Origin of the sequence: Thalassococcus sp. BH17M4-6 (genome assembly GCF_049323015.1) — a bacterium.
In the GTDB taxonomy this organism is placed as follows: domain Bacteria; phylum Pseudomonadota; class Alphaproteobacteria; order Rhodobacterales; family Rhodobacteraceae; genus Puniceibacterium.
Genome location: NZ_JBMPGU010000017.1, coordinates 1 through 23,784 on the forward strand (window position 1 = coordinate 1; position 23,784 = coordinate 23,784).

The window sequence follows — 23,784 nt, forward strand, 5'->3', positions numbered from 1 at the left end:
GCGACGCCCATGCCGCCGCCGATGCAGAGCGTGGCGAGGCCCTTCTTGGCGTCGCGGCGCTTCATTTCGAAGAGCAGCGTGTTGAGCACCCGCGCGCCCGAGGCGCCGATCGGGTGGCCGATGGCGATGGCGCCGCCGTTGACGTTCACGATGGCCGGATCCCAGCCCATGTCCTTGTTGACCGCGCAGGCCTGGGCGGCGAAGGCCTCGTTCGCCTCGACCAGGTCCAGGTCCTCGGCCTTCCAGCCGGCCTTTTCCAGCGCCTTGCGCGATGCATAGATCGGGCCCACGCCCATGATCGACGGGTCAAGGCCCGCGGTGGCGTAGGACACGATGCGCGCCAGCGGCTCGATCCCGCGCTTTTCGGCGTTGTCGGCGGACATCAGCAGCACACCCGCCGCGCCGTCATTCAGGCCGCTGGCGTTGGCGGCGGTCACGGTGCCGTCTTTGGTGAAGGCGGGGCGCAGTTTCTGCATGTTCTCGATGGTGGCGCCGTGGCGGATGTATTCATCCTTGTCGACGACGGTTTCGCCCTTGCGGGTCTTGACGGTGAAGGGGATGACCTCGTCATCGAACTTGCCGGCCTTCTGCGCGGCTTCGGCCTTGTTCTGCGATCCGACGGCGAATTCGTCCTGCATCTCGCGGCTGATCTGCCACTTTTCGGCGACGTTTTCGGCGGTCTGGCCCATGTGGTAGCCGTTGAACGCATCCCAGAGGCCGTCGCGGATCATCGTGTCGATATAGCTCATGTCGCCCATCTTGTGACCGGCGCGCAGGTTGGCGGCATGCGGCGACAGGGTCATGTTCTCCTGCCCGCCGGCGCAGATGATCTCGGCATCGCCCAGCTGGATGTGCTGCGCGCCCAGGGCCACGGCGCGCAGGCCCGACCCGCAGACCTGGTTGATGCCCCAGGCCGCGCTTTCCTGCGGCAGACCGGCGTTCACATGCGCCTGGCGGGCGGGGTTCTGGCCCTGAGCGGCGGTCAGGACCTGGCCCAGGATGGTTTCGGACACGTCGGCCTTGTCGATCCCGGCGCGGTCGACCAGCGCCTCGAGCACCGCCGCCCCCAGATCATGCGCGGGCGTCGTGGCGAACGACCCGCCGAAACTGCCGACAGCCGTGCGCGCCGCGGATGCGATAACAACATTGGTCATAATTTCTGTCCTTTCGTTTTGGCTGTCCGAACCAGGGTGCCGGTCCGCAGCAATCCGTTAAGTTTCAGCCTTAGCGTCCACGACCGCCACAGCCGTCATGTTCAGCAGGCCGCGGACGGTGCTCGATTGCGAGACGATGTGCGCGGGCTTCGCGGCCCCGAGCATGATCGGTCCCACGGAAACGCCACCGCCCAAGGTCTTCATCAGGTTCAAAGAGATATGCGCCGCGTCGACATTGGGCATCACAAGCAGATTGGCCGCCCCGGTCAGAAGACTGTCCGGCATCACGACCTTGCGCAGGCGTTCGGTCAGGGCGACGTCCGCATGCATTTCACCGTCGAATTCGAAATCGACGTTCATCTTGCGCAGAATCTCGGTCGCCCGGCGCATCTTGCGCGAACTCTCGGTGGGGCGATCGCCGAAGTTCGAATGCGACAGCAGCGCGACCTTTGGCTCTAGCCCCATATTGCGCATCTTTTGTGTGGCCAGGACCGTCAGCTCGGCCAGCTCTTCAGCCGTCGGATCCGGTGTGACGTAGGTGTCAGCGATAAAGACCGTGCCCCCCGGGAGGACGAGGGCATTCAGGGTCGAAAAATCGCTGACACCTTCACCGAGACCGATCAGCCCTTCGAACTGGGTCAGGTGATGACCGAACCTTCCATTGGCGCCACAGATCGCGGCATCCACTTCGCCACGTTCGAGCATGCAGAAGGCCAGAACCGTCGGATCGTTGCGCACCCATCGCAGGGCCTCTTTCGGGGCAATGCCATCGCGGCCGATGCGATCGTGGACCAGTTCCGCATAGGGCGCCAAGTCGATCTGGTCGGGGTCGACGATCTCGACATCCTTGTCCAGATTCAGCGACAGCCCCAGCGACGTCACGGTATCCTTGATCTCTGCCGCCTTGCCCAGAAGCACGGGCCGCGCGATCCCTGCGCTGACCGCCTGTTGCGCGGTGTGCAGCACACGGATCGAGTCGCCCTCGGCATAGACCACACGCTTTGGATCACGCTCCGCCTTTTCAAAGACGGGTTTCATCAGCATGCCCGACTGGTAGACAAACAGCGACAACTGCTCGCGGTAGGCCTCCATGTCCTCGATCGGTCGGGTTGCGACGCCCGAATCCATCGCGGCTTGTGCGACGGCGGGGGCGATCTCCATGATGAGGCGCGGATCGAACGGCTTGGGGATGATATATTCCGGGCTGAAATTCATGTTCTCGGCGCCATAAGCCAACAGAACCACGTCCGAAGCCTCGGCCCTCGCCATATCGGCGATGGCCTTGGCGCAGGCCTTCTTCATCTCTTCGTTGATCTCGGTGGCACCGCAATCCAGTGCGCCGCGAAAAATGAAGGGGAAGCACAGGACGTTGTTGACCTGGTTGGGATAATCCGACCGCCCCGTGGCGCAGATGGCGTCGTCCCGGACCGATGCCACCAGTTCGGGCCTGATCTCGGGCTCGGGGTTTGCCATGGCCATGATCAGCGGTTTCGGCGCCATCGAGGCCGCCATCTCCGCGCTCACCGCCTTGCCCGCCGAAAGCCCCAGGAACACATCCGCGCCCTTCATGGCACCCGCGAGATCGCGCGCGTCGGTCTCGTTGGCAAAGCGTTCCTTGTAGGGGTCCATACCCTCGCCGCGGCCTTTGTAGATGACACCCCGCCGGTCGCAGACAAGGATGTTTTCGCGGCTGGCGCCAAGGCTGACCAGCAGATCGAGGCAGGCCAGCGACGCGGCCCCGGCGCCATTGGCCACGATGCGCACATCCTCGATCTTCTTGTCGACAAGCGTGAGCGCGTTCAGCACCGCTGCGGCCGACACGATAGCGGTGCCATGCTGATCGTCGTGAAAGACCGGGATGCCCATTTCCTTGCGCAGCCGCTTTTCGATCTCGAAGCATTCCGGCGCCTTGATATCTTCGAGGTTGACGCCCCCGAAGGTCGGTTCCAGCGCGGCCACGACCTTGCAGAAGGCATCGACATCGGTTTCCGCGACTTCGAGGTCGAAAACGTCGATGCCGGAAAACTTCTTGAACAGCGCGGCCTTGCCTTCCATCACCGGCTTGGACGCCAGCGGGCCGATATTGCCAAGCCCCAGAACGGCGGTGCCGTTGGTGATCACCGCGACAAGATTGCCGCGCATGGTGTAATCTTGCGCTTTCGAAGGATCGGCGGCGATTTCCTCACAGGGGATGGCGACGCCGGGGCTGTAGGCCAGCGCCAGGTCCTGTTGCGTGGCCATCGGTTTGGTCGGAATGACCTGAAGTTTCCCCCGCGGTGCTGCAGAATGGTAATTGAGCGCATCGCGCGACTGTTGGCTGGACATCGGTTTTCCCCAGAGATGTAGAAGACGCCGCGCGCGAGGCGCGACAGCCTATTTCGCTTTGCTTGGCGATGGTTTCCGGCCCCAAGCTAGGGACCGGATAGCAGTGTTGGCCCCCATGGCATCTCTGCCGGGGTGATCGGCGAAACCGACGGCATCGCCGGAACGCGGCGCGCCGCAGGCCCCCGGCCCGGAAACGGGCCGCCCTGGCATAACCCGCAGCACCGGCATCCAGCCGCGCCCCTGGACAGGGTGTTTGCCTTGGTCCTGACGCGGATGAGAGAGGTGCATGGGGGCTTTGCCGTGGGTTCGAACGTGGGTGACGCAGTCGGCGCGGTCAGGTCGAAGAGGCCTTCGATGACGGCGATTTTGCCTTTGCGGTCGGATCCCCTGTCGTGGATCCGACCGCGTTTCATGGCCCGGATCAATCCGCGGCACCGACCTTGATCGACGCATCGGGATCGGGGCTGAAGGTCTTCTGAACAAACCATGCCCCAACCGCCAGGCCGATGCCGACCAGGTCGGTGATGCCACCGCCTTCGATCATGAAGAGCGCCGCCAGGATCAGCGCCAGCCGGATGAACCACGCCGAGCGTCCGCCCATGAACCAGCCCTGCACACCACTCGACAGGAGGAAAACTCCGACAGTCGCGGTTGCGCCGGCCCGGAGCACTTCGAACCAAGAACCTTCCATCAAGAGGGCGCCGTTGTAGAAGAACATGAACGGGACGATGAAGGCGGCGATGCCGATCTTGAAGCTGGCGACCGATGTCTCCATCGGGTTGGCCCCGGATATCCCCGCCGCCGCATAACTGGCCAGCGCCACGGGTGGCGTGATGGCCGACAGCACCGCGTAGTAGAAGACGAAAAAATGCGCCGTCAGTTGCGGAATGCCCAATTGCACCAGGCCCGGCGCCACGACCGAGGCTGCCACCGCATAAGCCGCTGTCGTCGGCATCCCCATCCCCAGCAGGATCGCGATGCACATGGCAAAGAACAGCGCCAGAAGCTGCGACGCTTCGGCCAGCCCCAAGAGCAGGGCCGAGAACCGCGCGCCGACGCCGGTCAGGCTGATGACGCCGACGATGATGCCGGCACAGGCACAGACCGCGATGATCTGGATCGACATGATGCCGGCCAGTTCAAAGGCCTTGAAGATGCCCTTCGGCCCCATCTTGAACGGCGTCAGCCAACTGACCATGGCCGCGGCGATGGTGGCCAGCGTGCCCGCCCGGATCACCGAATAGCCCATGAAGAGCGCGACGATGAGGATAATGATCGGGATGAACAGATAGACCTGCCGGATCATCTTGTTGAGCTTGGGCAGCTCTTCCTGCTTCATGCCGCGCATCCCCAGCTTGGCTGCTTCAAGATCGACCATGAAGTAGACGCTGACAAAATAGAGGACAGCCGGGATGATCGCCGCGATGGCAATGTCCTGATAGGGAATGCCGGTGATTTCGGCCATGATGAAGGCACCCGCCCCCATGATCGGAGGCATGATCTGCCCGCCGGTCGATGCGGCCGCCTCGACGGCGCCCGACGTCTTGCTGTGATAGCCCACCTTTTTCATCAGCGGGATGGTCAGCGATCCGGTGGCCACCACGTTGCCCGCCGACGTACCGTTGATCATGCCCATGAGGCCGGAGGCGAAGATCGACACCTTGGCCGGACCGCCCCGGGCGCGGCCCGCTGCGGCGAAGGCGAAGTTCACGAAATAATCGCCCACTTTCGACGCCTGCAGGAACGCGGCGAAGATGATGAACAGGATGATATATGTCGAGGACACCGCCACCGTCGGCCCAAGGATCCCGGTATCGGAATAGACGTGGCCGAAGAACCGTTTCCAGGAATAGGGCTGATCGACAGCCAGAATGCCGGGCAGCACATGCGCGGTGAAGGTATAGACCAGGAAAACACCCGTGATGATGACCAGGGCAAGTCCGGCCACGCGCCGCGTCAGTTCCAGGATCAGCGCCGATCCGGCGGTTGCGGCGAATGCGACACCGATCGGCACGAACGGCGTGCCGACCGAGTTGCGCGCGGCTGTCGCATAGATCGGGATCAGATATGTGGCCACGGCGATCCCGCAGACCGCCAACAGGATGTCGGAGGCGCGAAAATGGGACCTGGGCGCTTGCTCCAGCCAGCCAAGGACGATGCCGCCGAATGTCGCAACCAGAAGCGGCACACCGTAATACCATATTTCCTGGGAATAAATCGGCGTGCCCTCGAATGCGGGCCAGGTGGTCAGGCCGCCCATTTCCGGCAAATCGCCGCTGCTGACCTGCAGGGCGAAATGGATCGTCGTCCCGACGGCCAGCAGGGCCGGGATCATCAGCAGGAAGGACAGTTTTTGAAACACTCCGCCCTTGGCTTCGGTCGGTTTGTCCGGGAAGGCGGCGGCGTGGTACAGCAGGAAACCAAGGACAAGCGCGCCGGCGATGTGCACGATGCGGAAGTTCCAGGTTTCCATCGGAAAGGTCGGCAGCAACGGAATTTCGATGCCGGTCAGGGCCGAAATCGAAATACCGTTCAACGCCACCATGTGAAACAGCGCATAAAGCGCGGCAAGGGTCGCAATGACCTGAAAGCGCCAGCCTTCGAAGATGCGTCGGTTGGATTCTGCGATTTCGTCGTCGACGCCGTCGGCGATCAGATGGTCGTCATCAGTCGCGGTTTCTTTTGTCATCTCGCCATATCCCCATATGCGCTGAGTTCCGGATGCAGGTGTAGCGTTGTCCGAAGGCCGTCAGCCTTCGGACCGCAACGCTGCAGTGCGCCACAGGCAGGTTTAGTTGCCGTGGATCATGTCATCGGGGATGTCAGCGCCCGCGTTTTCCTTGAACCAGGCCGCGGCGCCGGGGTGCCAATTCATGACCTTGTTCTTGTCCCAGTTCTCGGGAAGCGTCGACACGCCGGCCTTGTGGACGCCGACCATGCGTTCGTTATCCGACATGATCACATCGACCACGGCATTGACGAAGCTTTCCGGCAGATCGCAGTTCGCGATGGCAAAGTTCCACATGGACACCGACCGCGCATCTTCATCGAGCGTCGAATAGGTCGATGCCGGGATGGTGAATGCGGAGACCGGGTACGCTTCCATCAGCTTGGCCTGCTCGTCCTCGGTGAACTCGATGATGTTCACGTCGGTTTGCACCTCAAGCTGGCTGACGGCCGGGACCGGCACGCCGGCAGCAAAGGCGACCACGTCAAGCAGGCCGTCCTGAAGCTGGGCGCCAAGGTCCGACCAGCCGCCGTTGCGGCGTTCGAAATTGACGCCAAGCGTTTCCATCATGCGCGGGAAATAGGTGTCGGAAGTCGACCCCGCCGGGCCAAAGCCGATGCGGGCGCCGTCGGGGATTTCCGAAATCGAGGTGATGCCGGAAGAGCTCAGCGCCGTCACACTGAACGGGGTCTGATACATCGGGAACATCGCACAGGCGTTGGTCATCTGCAGACCGGGAGCGATCGGGTTCGTACCCTCGAGGGACTCCGCTGCCGGCCCCATGGTGACCATGCCGAACTGCACGTCGCCGGTGTGCACCAGCGCCATGTTCTGCATCGGGCCGCCGGTCACTTCGCCACCGCCGGAAATGCCCAGCTGTTCAGCAACCAGATTTGCCCATCCAGAGCCATAGGCAAAGTAGGTGCCTCCTTGCGAGGCGGTGCCCACGGTAAAGCTGTCGGGCCAGCCGGACCTGTCGACGTGCGACTCGGCAAAAGCGGGCGCAGCAAGACTGGCCGCGAAAATCGCGGTGATTGAAAGTGCTTTCATGATTTCCTCCCAAAAGGCGGGTTCAATCCGCCTTCTCAGTTACGTTTGTGCAACAGGTGACAAGGTCCGAGATAGTGGAAACGAAAATTTCTGGCAACGAAAACTGCATAAAATCAGCAACTTAAAGCGCTGCGCCGCAGCAATATGGGTAACATCGGTGACAGGACTGAAAACCCTGTGTCAAAACTGACCCATCTAATCGTCGAAGCTGAAACCTTCGCGGCTCAACCCGTGTTTCTGCATCTTGTTGTAGAGCGTCTTGCGACCGATCCCGAGCGATTCGTAGACGTCCTTGATCCGTCCGTCATGTGCCGAGATGGCCGCCGAGATCAAAGCCTTCTCATGGGCGTCCATCAGGGCCGCCAGCGTTTCATCCGCCGATTTTTCGCGCTCCGGCGTGGTTTGCAATCCGAGGGCAAAGCGCTCTGCCGCGTTGCGCAGTTCGCGCACATTGCCCGGCCAGTTGCGCACCGCCAGCGCGGCAAGCAGGTCCCCGGGAATGTCTGGCGGTGTCACCTTGTATCGGGCACCGGCCTCGGCCACGAGAACAGGGAACAGCCGCGGAATGTCGTCTCGCCGCTCATCGAGAGACGGGATACGGATGGTGATGACGTTCAGCCGATAGTAGAGGTCCGCCCGGAAACGGCCCTTTTCCACGGCGGCCTCGAGATCCGACTTGGCAAGCGCGATCACCCGGATATCAAGCTCTATCGCATGGTGCGATCCCTGCCGCGTGACCGTCCGGTTGTGCAGCACGTCAAGAAGCTTGGCCTGCAGGTGCTGCGGCATGCTGTCGATCTCGTCGAGGCAGAGAATTCCGCCACGGGCATGTTCCAGCTTGCCCATGCGCGCGCGCGTCGCCCCCGGAAATGCCCCGGCCTCGTGGCCGAACAATTCGGTTTCCATCGTCGCTTCGGGCAGGGCCGCGCAATTGATACGGACAAACTTTTCCTCGGCCCGTTCGCTGATGCGATGCAGGGCGCGCGCCGCGATCTCCTTGCCGCTGCCGGTTTGACCGACAATCAGAACGTCGGCATCAGTGGCCGCGATGGCGCGGATCTGATCGTGCAGGCGCGTGGTCGGACGGCTGCGGCCGACCAGGGCCGCCTCGACGACGTCGGACGATCCGAATTGCCGACGCAGGTCGCGGTTTTCAAGGGTCAGGCGCCGCGCATCGAGCGCCCGGCGGACCGAGGCAACGAGGCGGGACGGATCGAACGGCTTTTCGATGAAGTCATAGGCACCGTCCTTGATACAGGTCACGGCAAGGTCGATATCGCCGTGACCGGTGATAAGGATGATGGGCAATGTCGGGTCGATATCGAGCACACGACGCATGAGCGCGAGCCCATCCATGCCGCGCATGCGGATGTCCGAGACGATGACCCCGTCGAAGCATTGGCTGATCTTGTCCAGCACGGGCTCGGCTTCGGCAAAGCTTTCAAAGTCGATGCCGGCCAGGTCAAAGGTCTGCTCAGCGGCATTCCGAAGGTGATCCTCATCGTCGACAAACAGAACTTTGGGGGCCATCAATCAGCCGCCCGTCCGGCGGGCACATCCGCCTTTTTCAATGTCACGATGAACACGGCACCGCCGTCGGGGTGGTTGGACGCACTCAGCGAACCGCCGAAATCCTCGACGATGTTGAACGATATCGAAAGCCCTAGCCCCATACCACTGCCGATCTCCTTGGTGGTGAAAAACGGTTCGAAAATATGCTCTTCGGCGTTCGCCGGCAAGCCGGTGCCGTGATCGCGAATGCGCAACTCGATGTGACCATCGCGGTCTGACACCGTGATTTCAACCACCCGGCGGGCCTGATCGCGCATCGCGTCAATGGCATTGGTCAGCAGATTGACAATCACCTGTTGCAGCCGAAGTCGCTCTCCAATGGCCCAGATCTCCGTTTCAGGCGGGTCAAAGACAATCTCTGCCGAATGCCGGCGGGTGTGCGGCTGAACCAGTTCCACCGCCTCCGCGATCACCTCGCTGACCGCGATGGCGCTCAGCTTGTCCCCGGGACGGCGCGCGAAGTTCCGCAGATGCGCTGATATGCTGGCCACCCGGTCGATCATTGCCGAGATGTGAGAAAGGTTGGTCCCGACCTCTTCAAAGCGCTGCCGGTCAAGATATCGCATGGCATTCTCGGCATAGGATTTGATCCCGGCCAGCGGCTGGTTGAGCTCATGTGACAAGGCCGCCGACATCTGGCCCAGGGCCGCCAGCTTGCCGGCTTGCACAAGCTGTGTCTGGGTATCGCGCAATTCGGCTTCTGCCGCCGTGCGCTCTTCGACTTCGCCGCGCAGGCTCTGATTGGCCGCGTCCAGATCGGCGGTCCGTTCCCGCACCATGAGTTCGAGCGTCTCCATCCGGTTGCGTTCGTCCTCGATCCGCGCCGCGTGCCGCGCCCGGCGCTGAAGGATGACCAGCATGGTGAGCGTCAGGACCAGGACAGCCAGGACCCAGGTCATCAATGCAATCACGGCCTTGGTCTGGATCTTGCGCATGGGTTGCAGCACGGTGGCATGCCATCCCGGCAGGACAAGGGACGCGCTGTCGCAAAGAAAGCGCCACTCCTCTCCGGGATTGCCCAGCAGGATCTCGACAGGCTTGTCGCCACCGCCGGTGAGAGAGAACGACAAGTGCTCTAGCTCTGACAGCGGAAACTGGCGATTGGCCCAGATCGACCGCCTCGCCCCGTCGGTCAGCGGTGTGAGCGTGCGCATGCGCAGGTTGTCATCGGTGGACAGGAAGATGATGCCGTTGGGGTCGGAGACAAAGATTTCGCGGTCATCCGCCTTCCAAAGCTCTTCAAGCGGGTCGACCAAAATCTTCACCGCCAGCACGCCGACCACGTAGATGCCATCCAGAACGGGCGCGGAAAAGAAAAAGCCGCGTTCGCCCGATGTCGTCCCTAGCGCGTGATAGCGCGCGATCTCGCCCGAGGCAGCGCGCTGAAAATACGGCCTGAAGTCAAAGACCTCGCCCACGAAACTGCCCTCTTCCCGATAATTGCTGGAGGCAAGGGTCCGGCCGGTCATGTCCATCACATAAACCTCAGAGGCCGAAATGGTATGGGAAAGCTGCCGGAGCCTTTCGTTGATGAAGGGCAAAAGCCCCGAATTGGTTGGATCTTTCAGCAGACTTCTGAACAGCGGGTCACCCGCGATCAGCGATGGAAGGGGATCATACTGGCCAATCGTCTGGTCGATGGCGGCGGTGACAAGCCGCAGGTCACGCTTGCCATCCTCCTTGGCGCGGCTGACGAACATCGCCTCGATACGCGAATAGGAGGCGAGGCCGAGCGCCAGGCACAAGACGCACAGCGCCAAGACCACCGTTGTCGGCTTGCGTACGCTTGCTATTTTTGTACCGGGCTTTGCCATGACTCGCGAACCTATCGCCAAACCTCGAACCGTGGAAGAAGCGTCGTGACCGGCAGTCTGACGGACGCGGTCGATCAGGTCGCTGGGACTGTCGCGTCAATCCGGTGCTCAAGAGAGCTAGCATGGTCGGCGCAGTTGGTCATGCGGCGGCATCGAACCGGTCAACCCTGAAGTTGGACCTGTCACGTGGGAAACGGTGGTGTTCGATCGGCGCATTGCGCAGCGCACCCGCCCTCCAGAGCGACTGCCACGTCAATAACGATGAACAATACAAACCTGCCCGAGAGGCCGATTCTCAGCCTAGCTTTCCCCGCAGCTCGGTGTTGAACTGGATCCGGGCCACCTTGGCATTCCGGGGCGATCCATAAAAGAAGACATTCGACAACAAAGACAGGGACCTGCGCATGTGCGAATTGTTTGCGATGAGTGCGACGGAGCCGCACACGGTCCGTTACGAGCTCGACCTCTTCGCTGCGGAGGGCGGGGAGAAGCACCGCAACCGCGATGGCTGGGGCATCCTCTTTGCACAGGACCGTGATTGCTACATCTTCCGCGAACCCGCGCCCGCCGCGACCAGCGAGTTGTCCCGGATGGTCGTGCGCAACGAACGCCCGTGCAAGCAACTCATGGCGCATGTCCGCCGCGCGAGTGTGGGCGGGGTCGAGCTTGCCAATACCCATCCGTTTGACCGCGTGGTGCAGGGACGCCGCCATGCCTTCGCCCACAACGGCGGACTGCCGGGCATCGAGGACCGGGCGGACGCGCGGGCGCTGACCGGCCAGAGGGTTGGCGACGCCGATTCCGAGCTTGCTTTTCTGCTGCTGCTTGAACGACTGACCGCGTCGGGGTCCACTGATCCGGCGACACGCTTCGGTGTCTTCACCCGCTTTGCCGCCGAGATGCGCGAGCTGGGAAGTGCCAATTTCCTGTTCTTCGACGGAGACCGTCTGTTCGTGCACGCCGACCGTCGACGTTTCGAGACCGAAGACGGGGTGACAGAGCCGCGCGAGCCGGGTCTGAACATACGCAGTTTCGATGAACGCCACGACGGGCAGCGGTGGCAAGCGGCGGGGGCCAGCATCTCGGAGGTGTCCGGCCCTTTGCATCTGATCGCGTCGGTGCCGCTCGATCCTGAGGGCTGGCGGCCGCTGGACCGTGGTACGGTGATGGTTCTGAAAGACGGTGTCATCGAAGCGCAGGATCGGGCCTGACATCGACCTGGCCACGGGAGAACGAGAACGGGCCTGACGCCCTTTGCAGCCGCTATGCCCCCGCGGGCAAAGGTCGGATCTTTCCGGTGCGGAATTGCCAGTACAGAATGACGCTGATCACCGCGGCGTAGAAACACCAGACAGAAGAGAAGGCGTAGGATTTCACGATCATCACGACCGTCAGTCCGATCAGGTTGAGCACGCCGAACCACCGAACCACGCTGAACCCCGACAGGACAAGCGCGCCGCAGGTGACAAGGATGTAAAGGAGCGCCGTCCACCAGGTTTCCGTCACCGGGTTGGAATAGACGATGGACAGGTTCTTGGCGTAGCAGCTTGTCGGGTAAGACACGACACCCATGATCATGTAGGCACCGAACACAAAGGCCAGCGCGGTGATCGCGGCCAGCGCGCGGCGCCGCCAGAGGACATCCTCCATGAGCAAGACGGAGAGCGGCATCACGATCGGCAAGATCCCCTGTGCGTAAAGCAAGAACAGAAACGCGGCATTGTCGAAGGCCAGCTTGTCGATGGTTCCGCCGATCCCAAGCCAGACAAAGCCTTCGACGAATTGATGCAGCGCGAACAGAAGCGGCATCGCGCCAAACAGGACATCACGCGGACGGCGGACATGAGCAAGCGTCGCGACACCAACCGCGCCGATGATGGCGCTTGCCACGAAATTCACTTCGGCAGAAATACACATGTGCAGGAACCCGTTTCGCAATATCCGCAGACGTTATGGCAAAAGGGAATGAGGCGATAAACACAGATCGTCCTGAAAAGGCCGATTTTTCGGGGACGCCCTGTGCGGGGTTGCTGTTCCGGGTGGGGCGCTGTGTTCTTCGCTGGCTCTTGACGCATGGCCACGGCGGGCGGCCAGGTCAATGGCACGCCTCGCCGTCCCGACATCGAAGGCTGACAACCCGAGGCGAGCGCCCCGGATCGGCCAGGCCAAGGGGTTTCTCAATCAAGCTTTGCGTCGGCCCGGAAAATTGCGGCGTCGATGTCGACGATCAGGTCGATGTTCCGACCGTCGACCCGCACCTTTGCGCTGTCGATCGGAACAAACACATGTGCCGAGTCGAGCCCCAGAAAGCCGCCGGCATCGACGATGTAACCGACGACACGCGCCGGGTCTTTCCAGTCAAGGACAACGTCGCTGACCGTGCCGATGGAGTCATCCTCGTTGGCGATGGCCTTCGCGCCGATGATCGAAGATGCCTTCTGCGCCGGGGTCAGCACGCTTTCGGGAACCGTGGTAAAGGGCTCAAGCTCCGGATCCTGCGCGAAGGACGGCCCGGCGGTGACAGCGGCAAGTATCGCAGCGGTGGCGAGTGTGGCGAAGCGTATCATGATAATCTCCTGTTTTGTTTGAGGCAGCGGCGGGCTCAACGGCCCGGCCAGCCGTTGAAGAGCGATATGACGGCCAGAGTATGAGCCCGATTGTCAGGGTATTTACATTTATGAAAACATCGGTCGCGTTGCGACGCGGCGCGCCTTCGCGGCACTGAAACGTGCCAAGGCGCTGATGCGGCGTGTCAAAAAATGCTTCGGTCAGCAACGAACGACACAGCGGTCCTAAAATCTGCGGACCTGACAAAAAAGTAAGAACTTGGAAAGAGTAAGACAAAGCTGATCCGGGATACATTTGGTGCGTGCCAGTTCCCGGCGGACCTCAAACAGAAAGAACGATTCAATGAATGACGGACTGAAGACCCTCCTCGACATCTGCAAACGGGCGATCATTCCAATCAGTGCCGGGGTTCTTGGCCTGATCGCGCTTTTCGTCGGCTGGGTCTGGGTCGCGGTGGGTCTCGGGCTTGTCGTCGCCTTGGGGGTTTACGACGCGTTCCAATCGCATTGGACGATCACCCACAACTATCCTGTCGCGGGTCGGATCAGGTGGCTGGGGTACGACCTGCGCCCCTATCTTCACAGCTACATCGTCGAGGACGATCTCGGCGGCACGCCTTTTTCCCTGGCCGCGCGGCGCCTGGTGCATGCCCGCGCGGAAGGCAAGACGGACACGCAGCCGTTCGGGACCGAGCGCAACACCGACGAAGACACCTATCACTGGGTCGGCCATTCGATTGCGCCCGCCACCAACCCGGAGAAATCGCCCCGGGTGGACGTCGGCTCGGATCAGTGCAAGCAGCCCTATTCGGCCTCTGTTCTGAACATCTCCGCCATGAGCTTTGGCGCGCTGTCCGCCAATGCGGTGCGCGCGCTGAACTTCGGTGCGAAGAAAGGCGGGTTCTATCATGATACCGGCGAAGGCGGGCTTTCGCCCTACCATCTCGAACACGGGGGCGACATCGTGTGGGAACTGGGGTCCGGCTACTTCGGGGCGCGTGACAAGGACGGCAACTTCGACTCTGCGAAATTCGCCGAGACGGCGCAGCGCGACGAGGTCAAGATGACCGAAATCAAGCTGAGCCAAGGCGCCAAGCCCGGCCACGGCGGCCTTTTGCCCGCCGCGAAAGTGACCGAGGAGATCGCCAGGATCCGCCAGGTTCCGGCCCATCAGGATTGCCTGTCGCCGCGCGGCCATTCGGCCTTTTCCACGCCGATCGAGATGCTGGAATTCGCCGCCCGGATGCGGGAACTGTCCGGTGGCAAGCCTGTGGGCCTCAAGCTGTGCATCGGTCAGCCGCACGAGCCCTTCGCGATCATGAAAGCCATCATCAAGACCGGCATTCATCCCGATTTCATCGTCGTGGACGGCGGCGAGGGCGGCACAGGGGCGGCTCCGCTGGAATTGTCGGACTGGGTCGGGATGCCCTTGTCCGAAGGTCTGATCCTGATGCGCAACGCGCTGGTGGGCGCGGGCGTCAAGTCGCAGGTCAGGCTGGCGGCCAGCGGCAAGGTCTATTCCGGCATGGGACTGGCGCGCAGCATGGCGCAGGGGGCGGATTGGTGCAACGCGGCACGGGCCTTCATGTTCTCGGTCGGCTGTATTCAGGCACAGCGCTGCCACATGGGCACCTGCCCCACCGGCGTGACATCGCAAGACCCGGCACGGCAGCGCGGTCTGGTCCCCGAAGTGCAGGGGGAACGCGCGGCCCGGTTCCACGAAAAGACGGTCGACGCCTTGATGGAGATTACGGCCTCCGCCGGGTTCGAGCATCCCAGCGCACTGGAGCCGCATCACCTCATGCACCGCAACGGCCCGGAAAAGGCGCTGCCCATGGATCAGGTGCATCCGTTCCTGCCCGAGGGGGCGTTGCTCGATGCGCCGGAGGATACGATCTACGCCGATTTCTGGCGCGCCGCGCAGGCCGAGAGCTTCCGCCCCGCCATTGATCTCGCCCGCGCCCGGGCCAGCTAAAGACCGCACATCGAAAGGACAGATGACGTGACCAAAGTTTCCGAAATCGTCGTGGACGCCCTGCTTCAGGCCGGGGCAAAGCGCTGCTGGGGCATCGTTGGCGATACCATCAACCACTTCACCGATGCCGTGCGCCGGTCCGATCTCAAATGGGTTCATGTGCGCCACGAGGAGGTGGGCGGACTGGCGGCGGGCGGCGAGGCCTATTTCACCGGCGAACTGGCGGTCTGTGCGGGCACCTGCGGGCCGGGCACGCTGCACTTTGTCAACGGCATGTTCGAAAGCCATCGCAACGGCGCGCCGGTTGTGCTGATCGCCTCGGATGTGGCCCGCGCGGAGACCGGCCTTGGCTTTCCGCAGGAGCTCGATCAGCGCAAGATCTACGAGCAATACAGCGTGTTCTGCGAATATATTTCGCACCCCGATCAGGCCCGCCGGATCGTCGTGCAGGCCGCGCAGGCGGCGCTCACCAAGCGCGGCGTTGCCGTGGTCATCGTCAACGGCGACATGTTCGAGGAAGACACCAAGGACGCGCTGCCGTGGTCCGTCCACCGCCCCAAATCGCGCCTGCGCCCTGTGGACGCGGAGCTTGACGCGCTGGCCGAAAAGCTCAATGCCGCCGGAACGGTCACGATCTACGCTGGGATCGGCGCGCGCGACGCGAAGCCTCAGCTTGTGGCGCTGGCGGAAAAGCTGGCCGCACCCATCGCTCATACGACCCGCGCCAAGGAGTTCATCGAACCCGACAACGCCTACAACATCGGGATGATCGGCATTCTGGGCAACAAGGCGGGGGTCGAGGCGGTGGATGCCGCTGACGTGATGCTCTGCCTGGGCACGGATTTCGCCTATACGCAGTTCTATCCCGGCCCGGACAAGGTCATTCAGATCGACTGTGATCCAACCCACATCGGACGCCGCGCGCCGGTGGGCATGGGGCTTGTCGGCGACGTCGGTCCGACCATCGACGCGTTGCTGGACCGGCTGGACCAGAAGACCGACAGATCGCATCTTGAGACCGCCCGCAAGCAATGGCAGTCCGACCTCGATGGCTACAAGGACGAGGCGAAGGAGAGCGACCCGACGCTGATCCACCCGCAATACGTCACCCATATGCTCGACCGGCTGGCGGCAGACGACGCGATCTTCACCGCCGATGGCGGCTCGGCCATGGTCTGGATGCTGCGGCACATGACGGCGAGGGGCGCGCGCAGGTTCCTTGCCAGCATGCTGCACGGCACCATGGCCAATGCCTACCCGCAAGCCATGGGTGCCGCTGCCGCCTATCCCGATCGTCAGGTCATTTCGATGAGCGGCGACGGCGGCATGACCATGCTGATGGGCGATCTTCTCACGCTCAAGCAAGAGAACCTGCCGGTCAAGATCCTGATCTTCAACAATGGCTCGCTTGGCTTTGTCGAGATGGAGCAACGGGTCGAGGGCTTGCTCGACAGCTATACCCATCTGGAAAACCCCGACTTCGCCAAGCTGGCGCAGGTCTGCGGGCTGAAAGGCTGGCGGGTCGAGAATGCGGATGACCTTGAAGGCGCGATGACCGAATGGCTGGCGGCGGATGGCCCCGCCATCCTTGACGTGTGCACCAACGAGATGGAACTGGTCATGCCGCCCAAGATCGAGGCGGGTCAGGTCGCCTCGACCGCGCTGTTCGGGATCAAGGCGGTTCTGAACGGTCGCACACGCGAAGTGATCTCGCTGCTGCGCGACAATTTCCTGCGGTAACGTGCGAGACCTGCGGCCCCGGTGGCGCTATGCAAAGCGAGAGCAAAGATGAGTGTCTCGGTTCTTTCCAGTTGGGGGCTGCTGGGCGGGAGCATCCCGGTGGCGGTCTTCGTAACGATCCTTCTCGAAGCCTTCGGGGTGCCCCTGCCCGGCGAGAGCGCTTTGATCGCCGCCTCGGCCGCCGCCGGTGACGGGGCGACACGGCTGTCCTACGTCTTCGTCGCGGCCTGGGCGGGGGCCGTCATCGGTGACAACATCGGCTACCTCATTGGGCGCCGATATGGCCAGTCGCTAATCGAGCGCTTTGGCCCGCGCATCGGCCTGACAACGGCGCGTTACGTGCGGGTCGAGGCCGCCGCGCGGAAATACGGCGTGATCATGGTCATGTTTGCGCGGTTCTTTGTTGTGCTGCGACAGTTCAACGGACTGGTCGCGGGATCGACCGGAATGCCCTGGCTGCGATTTCTGGTCGCCAACATCGTCGGCGCGGCAGCCTGGGCCGGAGTCTGGACCACGGTTGGCGACAGCGCCGCGCGCTGGCTGACGCACCATCCGAACACGATGCATTTCGTTCCGCTGCTTGCGATCTCAGCGGTCGCGATTTTCATCGCCATGCGCCTGTTTCGAAAACGGCGCCCGCGCTGACGACCTGCAAAATCCCGACCTCTCGAAGGGCGGGGCCGTCTTGATCCGACCGCACGGCAGCGCCAGAGCTGCCGTGCCCGTTGCGGCGCCGCACCGCAACGCTAACCATCTGACTTTCTGACATTTTTGTAAAAACGGCATCATATCCAAGTGACCGGAGGACCGGAACATGGGGCCATTCAGACACATGTAGCACAAGGAAAGGGCAAACCGTGACCCACGCTTCCAAACCCCGCCTCTCGCTGATCGAGATCATCTCGCTCGGGATCGGGACGATGATCGGCGCGGGGATCTTCGCGCTCTTCGGTTCGATCTCCGAGCTTGCGGGCGGCTATGCCTGGCTGGCCTTCGCAGCCTCCGCCATCATCTCTGCCTCTGCCGGATACGGCTATGCGGTCTTGGCCAGGTCCGCCTCCACCAACGGCGGCATCGCCGAATACCTGGACATCGGTTGGCAAGGCGGGCTGACCGGGCGGACCATCGCCTTTTGTTACTATCTGTCGATTGCGGTGGTCCTTGGCCTCGTGGCGAAATCCTTCGGTCACTACACGACCAGGGTTCTTTCGTTGGGCCAGGGCATGGTGCTTTGGTTCGGGATCGCGGTGATGCTTGTCTTTCTGCTGATCAACGCAATGGGCCTGCGCCTGTTGGGGGTGTCCGAAAAGCTGATGGTGGGCGCGAAACTGCTGGTCCTCGTCGGCTTCACTATCGTCGCATTCACGCAATTCGATCCCGCCACCTATGCGCAAAACAGTGGATCGGTTGCGTTCAACGCCGGTGATTTCATCAACGCGGTGGCGCTGGCCAATCTGTCGTTTGCCGGGTTCGCGGTGATCGCCAACGCCGGTGGCGCGGTCAAGGATGGTGCGGGAACCATCGGACGCGCGGTTTTCATCGCCATCGCGGTGGTGGCCGCCATCTACATCCTGCTCGATATCGCGGTCTTCGGCAGCATCGACCTGTCGCGGATCGAACAGGCCAAGGACTACGCGCTCGCCGAAGCCGCCACCCCGATTCTGGGTCAGGCGGGTTTTCTGTTGCTGGGCATCACCGCGATGGTCTCTACCGCGACCAACATCAACGCCAACATCTTCTCGGGATCGAACACGATCAGCTACATGGCAAAGAAGCGCGAGCTGAGCCCGGCCCTGTCCCGCCACATCTTCCTGCGTCAGGGCAATATTGCAATGATCGCGACGGTGGTGATCGTGATCGCGATGCTTGTCACGATGAACCTTGAACAGATCGGTGACGTGGCCAGCCTGACCTTTCTGCTGGTGCACACCTTCGTGCCGCTCGGGGCCGCGCTTCACGTCGCCCGTGGCGAGGGCAGCGGCAATCGCACGCTTTTGTGGCTGGCTGCGATCCTCAATGCCGGGGTCATGATCTTCTTTGCCTATCACCTGATCGGCGACAACACTCTGGAACTTGTTGTCTTTGGTGGCGTGGTGGTCTTTGCGCTGGCCTTCTGCGCGATCAGCAAGGCCATGATCGACCGGTAAGGCGCCGCGGTGATCCGGTCCTTGCCTTGCAATGGGTGAGGCCGGGACCACCGCGCCTCACCCAAAAGCAAACCCGACAACCTACCGGCCCCACCCCACCACCCTGCTGCAAGAGGTCCGGCGGCCATGGCGCAGAGCTTCAAGGCCCGCGCGCGAGAGGTCACATCATCCGCGTCATCAGGTTGCCAAGCAGCCAGACCGTTCCGGCGACCATGATCGCGATGATCAAACCGGTGAACAGGATGAGCTGCAGGTCTTCGCGTTTCTGGCGTGACAGGTCGATGTGCAGGAAGAAACGGAAGTGGACCACCACCTGCACCGCCGCGAGAACCGCCAGCGACGCAAAGAGGCCAACCGGCCCGAAGGGTTGCAGGATCGCGGTTGCAAAAGACAGGGCCGTCAAGAGGACAGCGGCCGCAAACCCCGTGAAATACATGCGCAGATCGTGTGCGCGTTCGTCTTTATCGTTCATGTCAGCAGCCCCGGAAGAAAGACGACCGAGAAGATCCCGATCCATATGATGTCGAGAAAGTGCCAGTATAGCCCCAGCCTGAGCACCCGTGTCTTCACGTCGTCGGCAAAGCCGAAAATGGCGATCTGGGCGCAGACGACGCAGATCATGATACTGCCCACGGTCACGTGCAAACCGTGCAGCCCGACCAACGCCCAATAGGCGCTCAGATAACCGGAGCGCATCGGCACCGTGCCCTTCTCCGCCGCGTCATGGAAATCGCGGAGCTCCAGCCCGAGAAAGCACAGACCGAAGGCCAGCGAGGCCAAGAGCCACAGGATGGTACTGCGCGGAGACGCGCCGTGTTTCATGGCCACGGTCGCAATTCCAAAGAGCAGCGAGCTGATCAACAGCGCACCGGTCTGCAAGCCGATGCTGGTGATATCGACGATATCGGCATTGCCCGGCCCCCCGGCGGTTGCCTGTATCGAGACGGCATAGGTGGCAAAGAACATCGCGAAGGTGACGAGGTCGCTCATCAGGAATATCCAGAATCCGAAGACGACCGTTTCGGCCTCTTTATGCGCCTGACCATGGGCGGGGCCAAGGTTGAGCCCTGGATGGCTCTTGGGGTGTGCGGTCGATGTGGTCATCTCACGCCTCCGAAATGCGGGCGGCGAAGCCGCGGTTGTCTGTCGAAACTTCGTCGCGCCGGTCGGTAAATCCGCCTTGCTGCGCCAGGGCGATCCAATCGCACTCGGTCCGTTCGATCACATGGGCGGGAATGACCTCGCCCTTGTCGCGCACGAAGCCCAGTCCGATGGCATGGGTCAGCAGAGCAAGTGCGGACAGCACGGCCAGCCACCAGATCCAGAAGACCATGGCAAAGCCCAGGACCGTGCCGCAGACGATGATGTTGAGGCCGATCCAGCTTGTCGGGGCCAGTTCGATATCCTCATAGGTGTTGGCGTCGATATCGTAGGCGGTGCCGTTCGCCTTTTCGACTGCAAAGGCATCCTGGCTGCTCACCTCGGGGATGAAGGCGAAATTCCACTCGGGCACAGGCGCGGGCGTGGCCCATTCCAGCGTGCGGCCGTCCCAAGGGTCGCCGCCCGGCACCGCAAGCGCGTCGCGCCGCTTGGCCGAGACCACGAAGGTGCCGATCAGCGCGCAGAGCGCCGCGAGCACGCAGAGCGCCCCGCCCATGGTCACGATCATGTAGGGAATGTAGCTGGGATCGTCGAACGCCGGGCTGCGCCGCGGCATCCCCATCAGGCCGACCATGTAAAGCGGCATGAAGGCGAAGGTGAAGCCGACGATAAAAAGCCATGCGGTCGTCTGCGACCAACGCTCGTCGAGCCGGAAGCCAAAGAATTTCGGGAACCAGACATAGATGCTGGCAAGCACCGCGAAAAGCGTTCCGGGCAGCAGCACGTTGTGGAAGTGTGCGACGACGAACTGGCTGTTGTGCACGGTGAAGTTGATTGTCGGATTGGCCAGAAGGATGCCGGTATAGCCGCCCACGGCGAAGAAGAAGATGAAACCGGCCAGATAGATGATCGGAGTGCGCATGCGGATCCGCCCGCCCCAGAGCGTCGCGATCCAGACATAGACCTTTACCCCCGTCGGGATCGCGATCAGCATGGTGGCGACGCCAAAGGCCACGTTGATCGTCGGGCTTTGGCCCATCGTAAAGAAATGGTGCAGCCAGACGGTAAACGACAGCACCGCGATGGCCATGGTGGCGATCACCAGCGACATGTAGCCATAGATCCGCTTGCCCGAGAAGATCGCCGTGAACTCGGAATAGAGGCCGAAGGCCGGCAGGATCAGGATGTAGACCTCAGGATGGCCGAACATCCAGAACAGGTTGGCGAAATTCATCATGTTCCCGCCAAGGTCGTTGGTGAAGAAGTGGAAATCGAGGTAGCGGTCCAGCGCCTGCATGATGACCACAGCCGTCAGCGGCGGCAGCGCGAAGACCAGCAGGATCGAGGTGCAGAGCGCTGTCCAGACAAAGATGGGCATCCGCAGGAAGGTCATGCCGGGACAGCGCATCTTGTAGATGGTCACGGCAAAGTTCAGCCCCGTCAGCAACGACCCGATCCCCGACAGGCCCAGCGACCAGATCCAGTAATCCGGTCCGGTGCCGGGCTGGAAGGCGACGCCCGTATAAGGCGGATAGCCCGTCCAGCCGCCGGTGGCGAACTGTCCGATCACAAGGCTGATCATCAACAGCATCGCGCCCACAATGGTGAACCCGAGGCTGATCTGGTTGAGCCGTGGGAAGGCCACGTCCCGCGCGCCGATCTGAAGCGGCACCAGAAGGTTCATGAAACCGATCAGGAACGGCATCAGCACGAAAAAGATCATGATCGTGCCATGGGTCGAGAACAGTTCGGAGAAGTGGTCTGGCGTCAGGTAGCCGCCCTGGTAGGCGGTCACGTATTGCGAGCGCATCACCACGCCTTCGGCCACGCCGCGGGCAAACATCACAAGGCCCACGACGATGTACATGATGCCGATCTTCTTGTGATCGGTTGTGTTCAGCCAGTTGAACAGCAGTGGCCGCCACCAACCTTTTATCAAAAGAAGGGCAGCAACGATCACCCCACCGATCACAGCCAGCCAACCGGCCGAACTGCCGACGATATTACTGGCCGTGGGGTCGCGGAAGACGTCGAAGATCGCGATGTCGTCCCAACCGAGACGGCCGAAGATAAAGTTTTCCATGTCCTGTCGCTTCTACTTGTCGGACCCGGCGGGTTCGGAGGGGGTTGGGTCTTGCAGCATGTTCATCTGGCTCATTCCGAAGTGGCTATGGGCCAGCAGCATGTCGCAGGCACCGTCGGGCAGCGCGCCCTTCGCGGGATCGTAGACGGTGCTGCCCGGCTGCGCCTCCGGCGGAACGGGGGTGCCCTGGTGATAGCGGGCGACCACGCGGTCAAAGAGGCAGGTGTCGCCCAGGGGCCGAAGCTCGGGCGAGCTCTTGTGGTACTCCTGCGCGCTGTCACCCGCGACGACCAGTTCGGTGTATCCTTCGGCGTCCAGCGCATCGCCTGTGGCGCTGTCGACCCAGGCGTCGAAATCCGTGTCCGAGACCGCGCGCATCGGCACGCGCATATTGGCGAAACCGTAGCCGTTGAACTGGGTCTGGGTCGCGACGCCCTCGCCTGTCCGATTGGCGGCAAGGTTCAGCTTGGTGACCATGCCCGGCATCGCGTAGATCTGCCCGGCAAAGCCGTTGGGCAGAAAGCTTTGCATCACCGTATCGGTGGTCAGGCGGAAGGTGACGGGCCGCCCTGTCGGAATGACGATTTCGTCCAGAGCCACCACCTGTTGCTCCGGATAGATCGCGACATAGCGGAAATCGATCCCCACAAGGTCGATCTCAAGCGGATCGTCCCCCAAGGGCTGATAGGGGTCGAGCTTGACCGTGGCCTGGGCGAGCCAGAAGGCCAGAACACAGATCACCAGCACCGGCACGCCCCAGATCGCGCTCTCATACCATTTGTTGAATTCCCAGTCCGGCGTGTAACGCGCGGACCCGCCAATGCGGTAGCGCCACAGCATGATCGGCAGAAGGACCAGCGCAGGCAGGACCGCCACCAGGGCGATCAGCGCGGCACGCAGGAAATGGGTCGACTGATCCTCCATGACCGGTCCGAGCGGGCTGAACAGATCCGCGGCGCTGGCCGGATCAGGCGACCCGATCAAGAGACCCGCCAAAACCAACACCGCCACGGCCACGTCACCCCGTTGACGGCGCGCCGACAGGACGAATCGTCCGGTACTCATCTTGTCGTGCCTCCGCAGGTCGGGTTGTCCGACGCAACGGCGCGCGGACCGCGGAACGGGCACACGCCACGGCGCGCCTCCGGTCGAATGTGTCCACCTGGTGGGGCTTTGAAAAGTCTCATCGCGGACAGCGGCATTGGGCGTCTCCAGCAAGAATATCGGTCGTCTGCCCCCAATTGCGGGCGGCATCAGCCATTTCGTTTTCGACATTAATCAGCGCAGCAAGAAGGAGTGTTTTCATGAAGTTTGAAAAAATTTAAGATTTGAGCTCAACGCACTCGCAGGATCCGTTCTTTCCTCAACGATCCTAGGTCTTTCCCCGATGATCCTGGCCCGCCGAAAGCCTTCAACGGCCATGAAACCGCGCGATTTACAAATGTTTAAACTGCGCGAAAGGCCAAAGGAAGGTCAGCCCTCCAGCTAGATGACAGCAAAACGGAAGAGCGTTGTTCTTCCGGTATCG

18 protein-coding genes are annotated in these 23,784 nt (G+C 62.2%); 5 read left to right on the forward strand and 13 right to left on the reverse strand.

The window, feature by feature from the left end; all coding sequences use genetic code 11:
- From ACOXXX_RS18860 to ACOXXX_RS18885, 6 genes are all read right to left on the reverse strand, one after another.
- Positions 1-1,154: acetyl-CoA C-acetyltransferase (locus ACOXXX_RS18860; protein WP_422827478.1), on the reverse strand; the 1,154-nt coding region annotated here is incomplete at its 3' end.
- A gap of 57 nt (positions 1,155-1,211) precedes the next feature.
- Positions 1,212-3,479: an NADP-dependent malic enzyme gene (locus ACOXXX_RS18865; protein ID WP_422828169.1), complete on the reverse strand. Its 2,268-nt coding sequence runs from the start codon at positions 3,477-3,479 to the stop codon at positions 1,212-1,214.
- 421 nt (positions 3,480-3,900) lie between these two features.
- Positions 3,901-6,168 (reverse strand): TRAP transporter permease, encoded by a 2,268-nt coding sequence (locus tag ACOXXX_RS18870; RefSeq protein WP_422828170.1) that lies wholly within the window; start codon positions 6,166-6,168, stop codon positions 3,901-3,903.
- 102 nt (positions 6,169-6,270) lie between these two features.
- Positions 6,271-7,257, reverse strand: a complete 987-nt coding sequence (locus tag ACOXXX_RS18875; protein ID WP_422828171.1) for a TAXI family TRAP transporter solute-binding subunit — start codon at positions 7,255-7,257, stop codon at positions 6,271-6,273.
- A 195-nt stretch (positions 7,258-7,452) separates the two neighbouring features.
- Complete coding sequence (locus ACOXXX_RS18880) at positions 7,453-8,787, reverse strand: sigma-54-dependent transcriptional regulator (RefSeq protein WP_422828172.1); 1,335 nt, start codon at positions 8,785-8,787, stop codon at positions 7,453-7,455.
- A complete protein-coding gene (locus ACOXXX_RS18885; protein WP_422828173.1) occupies positions 8,787-10,574 on the reverse strand; it encodes a sensor histidine kinase in 1,788 nt (595 codons plus the stop codon). The genes ACOXXX_RS18880 and ACOXXX_RS18885 overlap by 1 nt, the downstream gene beginning before the upstream one ends.
- Before the next feature lie 473 nt (positions 10,575-11,047).
- Between ACOXXX_RS18885 and ACOXXX_RS18890 the strand changes: the two genes are divergently transcribed.
- A complete protein-coding gene (locus tag ACOXXX_RS18890; RefSeq protein ID WP_422828174.1) occupies positions 11,048-11,854 on the forward strand; it encodes a class II glutamine amidotransferase in 807 nt (268 codons plus the stop codon).
- Between the two features lie 52 nt (positions 11,855-11,906).
- Here the strand turns inward: ACOXXX_RS18890 and ACOXXX_RS18895 are convergent, their stop codons facing one another.
- Positions 11,907-12,560 (reverse strand): DUF6629 family protein, encoded by a 654-nt coding sequence (locus ACOXXX_RS18895; protein ID WP_422828175.1) that lies wholly within the window; start codon positions 12,558-12,560, stop codon positions 11,907-11,909.
- A 260-nt stretch (positions 12,561-12,820) separates the two neighbouring features.
- Entirely contained in the window at positions 12,821-13,210 is a 390-nt protein-coding gene (locus ACOXXX_RS18900) for a PRC-barrel domain-containing protein (protein ID WP_422828177.1), read from the reverse strand.
- Between the two features lie 343 nt (positions 13,211-13,553).
- Here ACOXXX_RS18900 and ACOXXX_RS18905 point away from each other — a divergent pair, with 343 nt between their 5' ends.
- The 4 genes from ACOXXX_RS18905 (at position 13,554) to ACOXXX_RS18920 (ending at position 19,072) form a co-directional block, all read left to right on the forward strand.
- The gene (locus ACOXXX_RS18905) at positions 13,554-15,185 is read left to right on the forward strand and encodes an FMN-binding glutamate synthase family protein (protein WP_422828178.1); all 1,632 of its coding nucleotides are present in this window, start codon (positions 13,554-13,556) and stop codon (positions 15,183-15,185) included.
- Positions 15,186-15,212: 27 nt separating this feature from the next.
- Positions 15,213-16,925 carry a thiamine pyrophosphate-dependent enzyme gene (locus tag ACOXXX_RS18910; protein WP_422828179.1) on the forward strand — a complete coding sequence of 571 codons (1,713 nt, stop codon included), beginning with the start codon at positions 15,213-15,215 and terminating at the stop codon, positions 16,923-16,925.
- A gap of 48 nt (positions 16,926-16,973) precedes the next feature.
- Positions 16,974-17,570, forward strand: a complete 597-nt coding sequence (locus ACOXXX_RS18915; RefSeq protein ID WP_422828180.1) for a DedA family protein — start codon at positions 16,974-16,976, stop codon at positions 17,568-17,570.
- Between the two features lie 212 nt (positions 17,571-17,782).
- A complete protein-coding gene (locus tag ACOXXX_RS18920) occupies positions 17,783-19,072 on the forward strand; it encodes an APC family permease (RefSeq protein WP_422828181.1) in 1,290 nt (429 codons plus the stop codon).
- Between the two features lie 160 nt (positions 19,073-19,232).
- On the opposite strand, the gene cyoD is transcribed toward ACOXXX_RS18920, so the two are convergent.
- The 5 genes from cyoD to ACOXXX_RS18945 all read right to left on the reverse strand — a co-directional run bounded on the left by cyoD (position 19,233) and on the right by ACOXXX_RS18945 (position 23,562).
- On the reverse strand, positions 19,233-19,589 hold the full coding sequence (gene cyoD / locus ACOXXX_RS18925; RefSeq protein WP_422828182.1) for a cytochrome o ubiquinol oxidase subunit IV: 357 nt from the start codon (positions 19,587-19,589) through the stop codon (positions 19,233-19,235).
- Complete coding sequence (locus tag ACOXXX_RS18930) at positions 19,541-20,176, reverse strand: cytochrome c oxidase subunit 3 (protein WP_422828183.1); 636 nt, start codon at positions 20,174-20,176, stop codon at positions 19,541-19,543. The genes cyoD and ACOXXX_RS18930 overlap by 49 nt, the downstream gene beginning before the upstream one ends.
- Position 20,177: 1 nt before the next feature.
- Positions 20,178-22,256, reverse strand: a complete 2,079-nt coding sequence (locus tag ACOXXX_RS18935; RefSeq protein ID WP_422828184.1) for a cbb3-type cytochrome c oxidase subunit I — start codon at positions 22,254-22,256, stop codon at positions 20,178-20,180.
- A gap of 12 nt (positions 22,257-22,268) precedes the next feature.
- The gene (locus ACOXXX_RS18940; protein WP_422828185.1) at positions 22,269-23,321 is read right to left on the reverse strand and encodes a cytochrome ubiquinol oxidase subunit II; all 1,053 of its coding nucleotides are present in this window, start codon (positions 23,319-23,321) and stop codon (positions 22,269-22,271) included.
- Positions 23,322-23,439: 118 nt separating this feature from the next.
- A complete protein-coding gene (locus tag ACOXXX_RS18945) occupies positions 23,440-23,562 on the reverse strand; it encodes a hypothetical protein (RefSeq protein ID WP_422828186.1) in 123 nt (40 codons plus the stop codon).
- Positions 23,563-23,784 lie beyond the last annotated feature (222 nt).

Excerpts from the sequence above, each read along its gene's own strand:
- ACOXXX_RS18915 (WP_422828180.1), top strand. The coding sequence starts at position 16,974 with ATGAGTGTCTCGGTTCTTTCCAGTTGGGGGCTGCTGGGCGGGAGCATC.
- ACOXXX_RS18870 (WP_422828170.1), bottom strand. The coding sequence starts at position 6,168 with ATGACAAAAGAAACCGCGACTGATGACGACCATCTGATCGCCGACGGC.
- ACOXXX_RS18935 (WP_422828184.1), bottom strand. The coding sequence starts at position 22,256 with ATGGAAAACTTTATCTTCGGCCGTCTCGGTTGGGACGACATCGCGATC.
- ACOXXX_RS18900 (WP_422828177.1), bottom strand. The coding sequence starts at position 13,210 with ATGATACGCTTCGCCACACTCGCCACCGCTGCGATACTTGCCGCTGTC.
- cyoD (WP_422828182.1), bottom strand. The coding sequence starts at position 19,589 with ATGGATCGGGATCTTCTCGGTCGTCTTTCTTCCGGGGCTGCTGACATG.
- ACOXXX_RS18930 (WP_422828183.1), bottom strand. The coding sequence starts at position 20,176 with ATGACCACATCGACCGCACACCCCAAGAGCCATCCAGGGCTCAACCTT.
- ACOXXX_RS18940 (WP_422828185.1), bottom strand. The coding sequence starts at position 23,321 with ATGAGTACCGGACGATTCGTCCTGTCGGCGCGCCGTCAACGGGGTGAC.
- ACOXXX_RS18895 (WP_422828175.1), bottom strand. The coding sequence starts at position 12,560 with ATGTGTATTTCTGCCGAAGTGAATTTCGTGGCAAGCGCCATCATCGGC.
- ACOXXX_RS18890 (WP_422828174.1), top strand. The coding sequence starts at position 11,048 with ATGTGCGAATTGTTTGCGATGAGTGCGACGGAGCCGCACACGGTCCGT.
- ACOXXX_RS18880 (WP_422828172.1), bottom strand. The coding sequence starts at position 8,787 with ATGGCCCCCAAAGTTCTGTTTGTCGACGATGAGGATCACCTTCGGAAT.
- ACOXXX_RS18865 (WP_422828169.1), bottom strand. The coding sequence starts at position 3,479 with ATGTCCAGCCAACAGTCGCGCGATGCGCTCAATTACCATTCTGCAGCA.
- ACOXXX_RS18945 (WP_422828186.1), bottom strand. The coding sequence starts at position 23,562 with ATGAAAACACTCCTTCTTGCTGCGCTGATTAATGTCGAAAACGAAATG.
- ACOXXX_RS18905 (WP_422828178.1), top strand. The coding sequence starts at position 13,554 with ATGAATGACGGACTGAAGACCCTCCTCGACATCTGCAAACGGGCGATC.
- ACOXXX_RS18875 (WP_422828171.1), bottom strand. The coding sequence starts at position 7,257 with ATGAAAGCACTTTCAATCACCGCGATTTTCGCGGCCAGTCTTGCTGCG.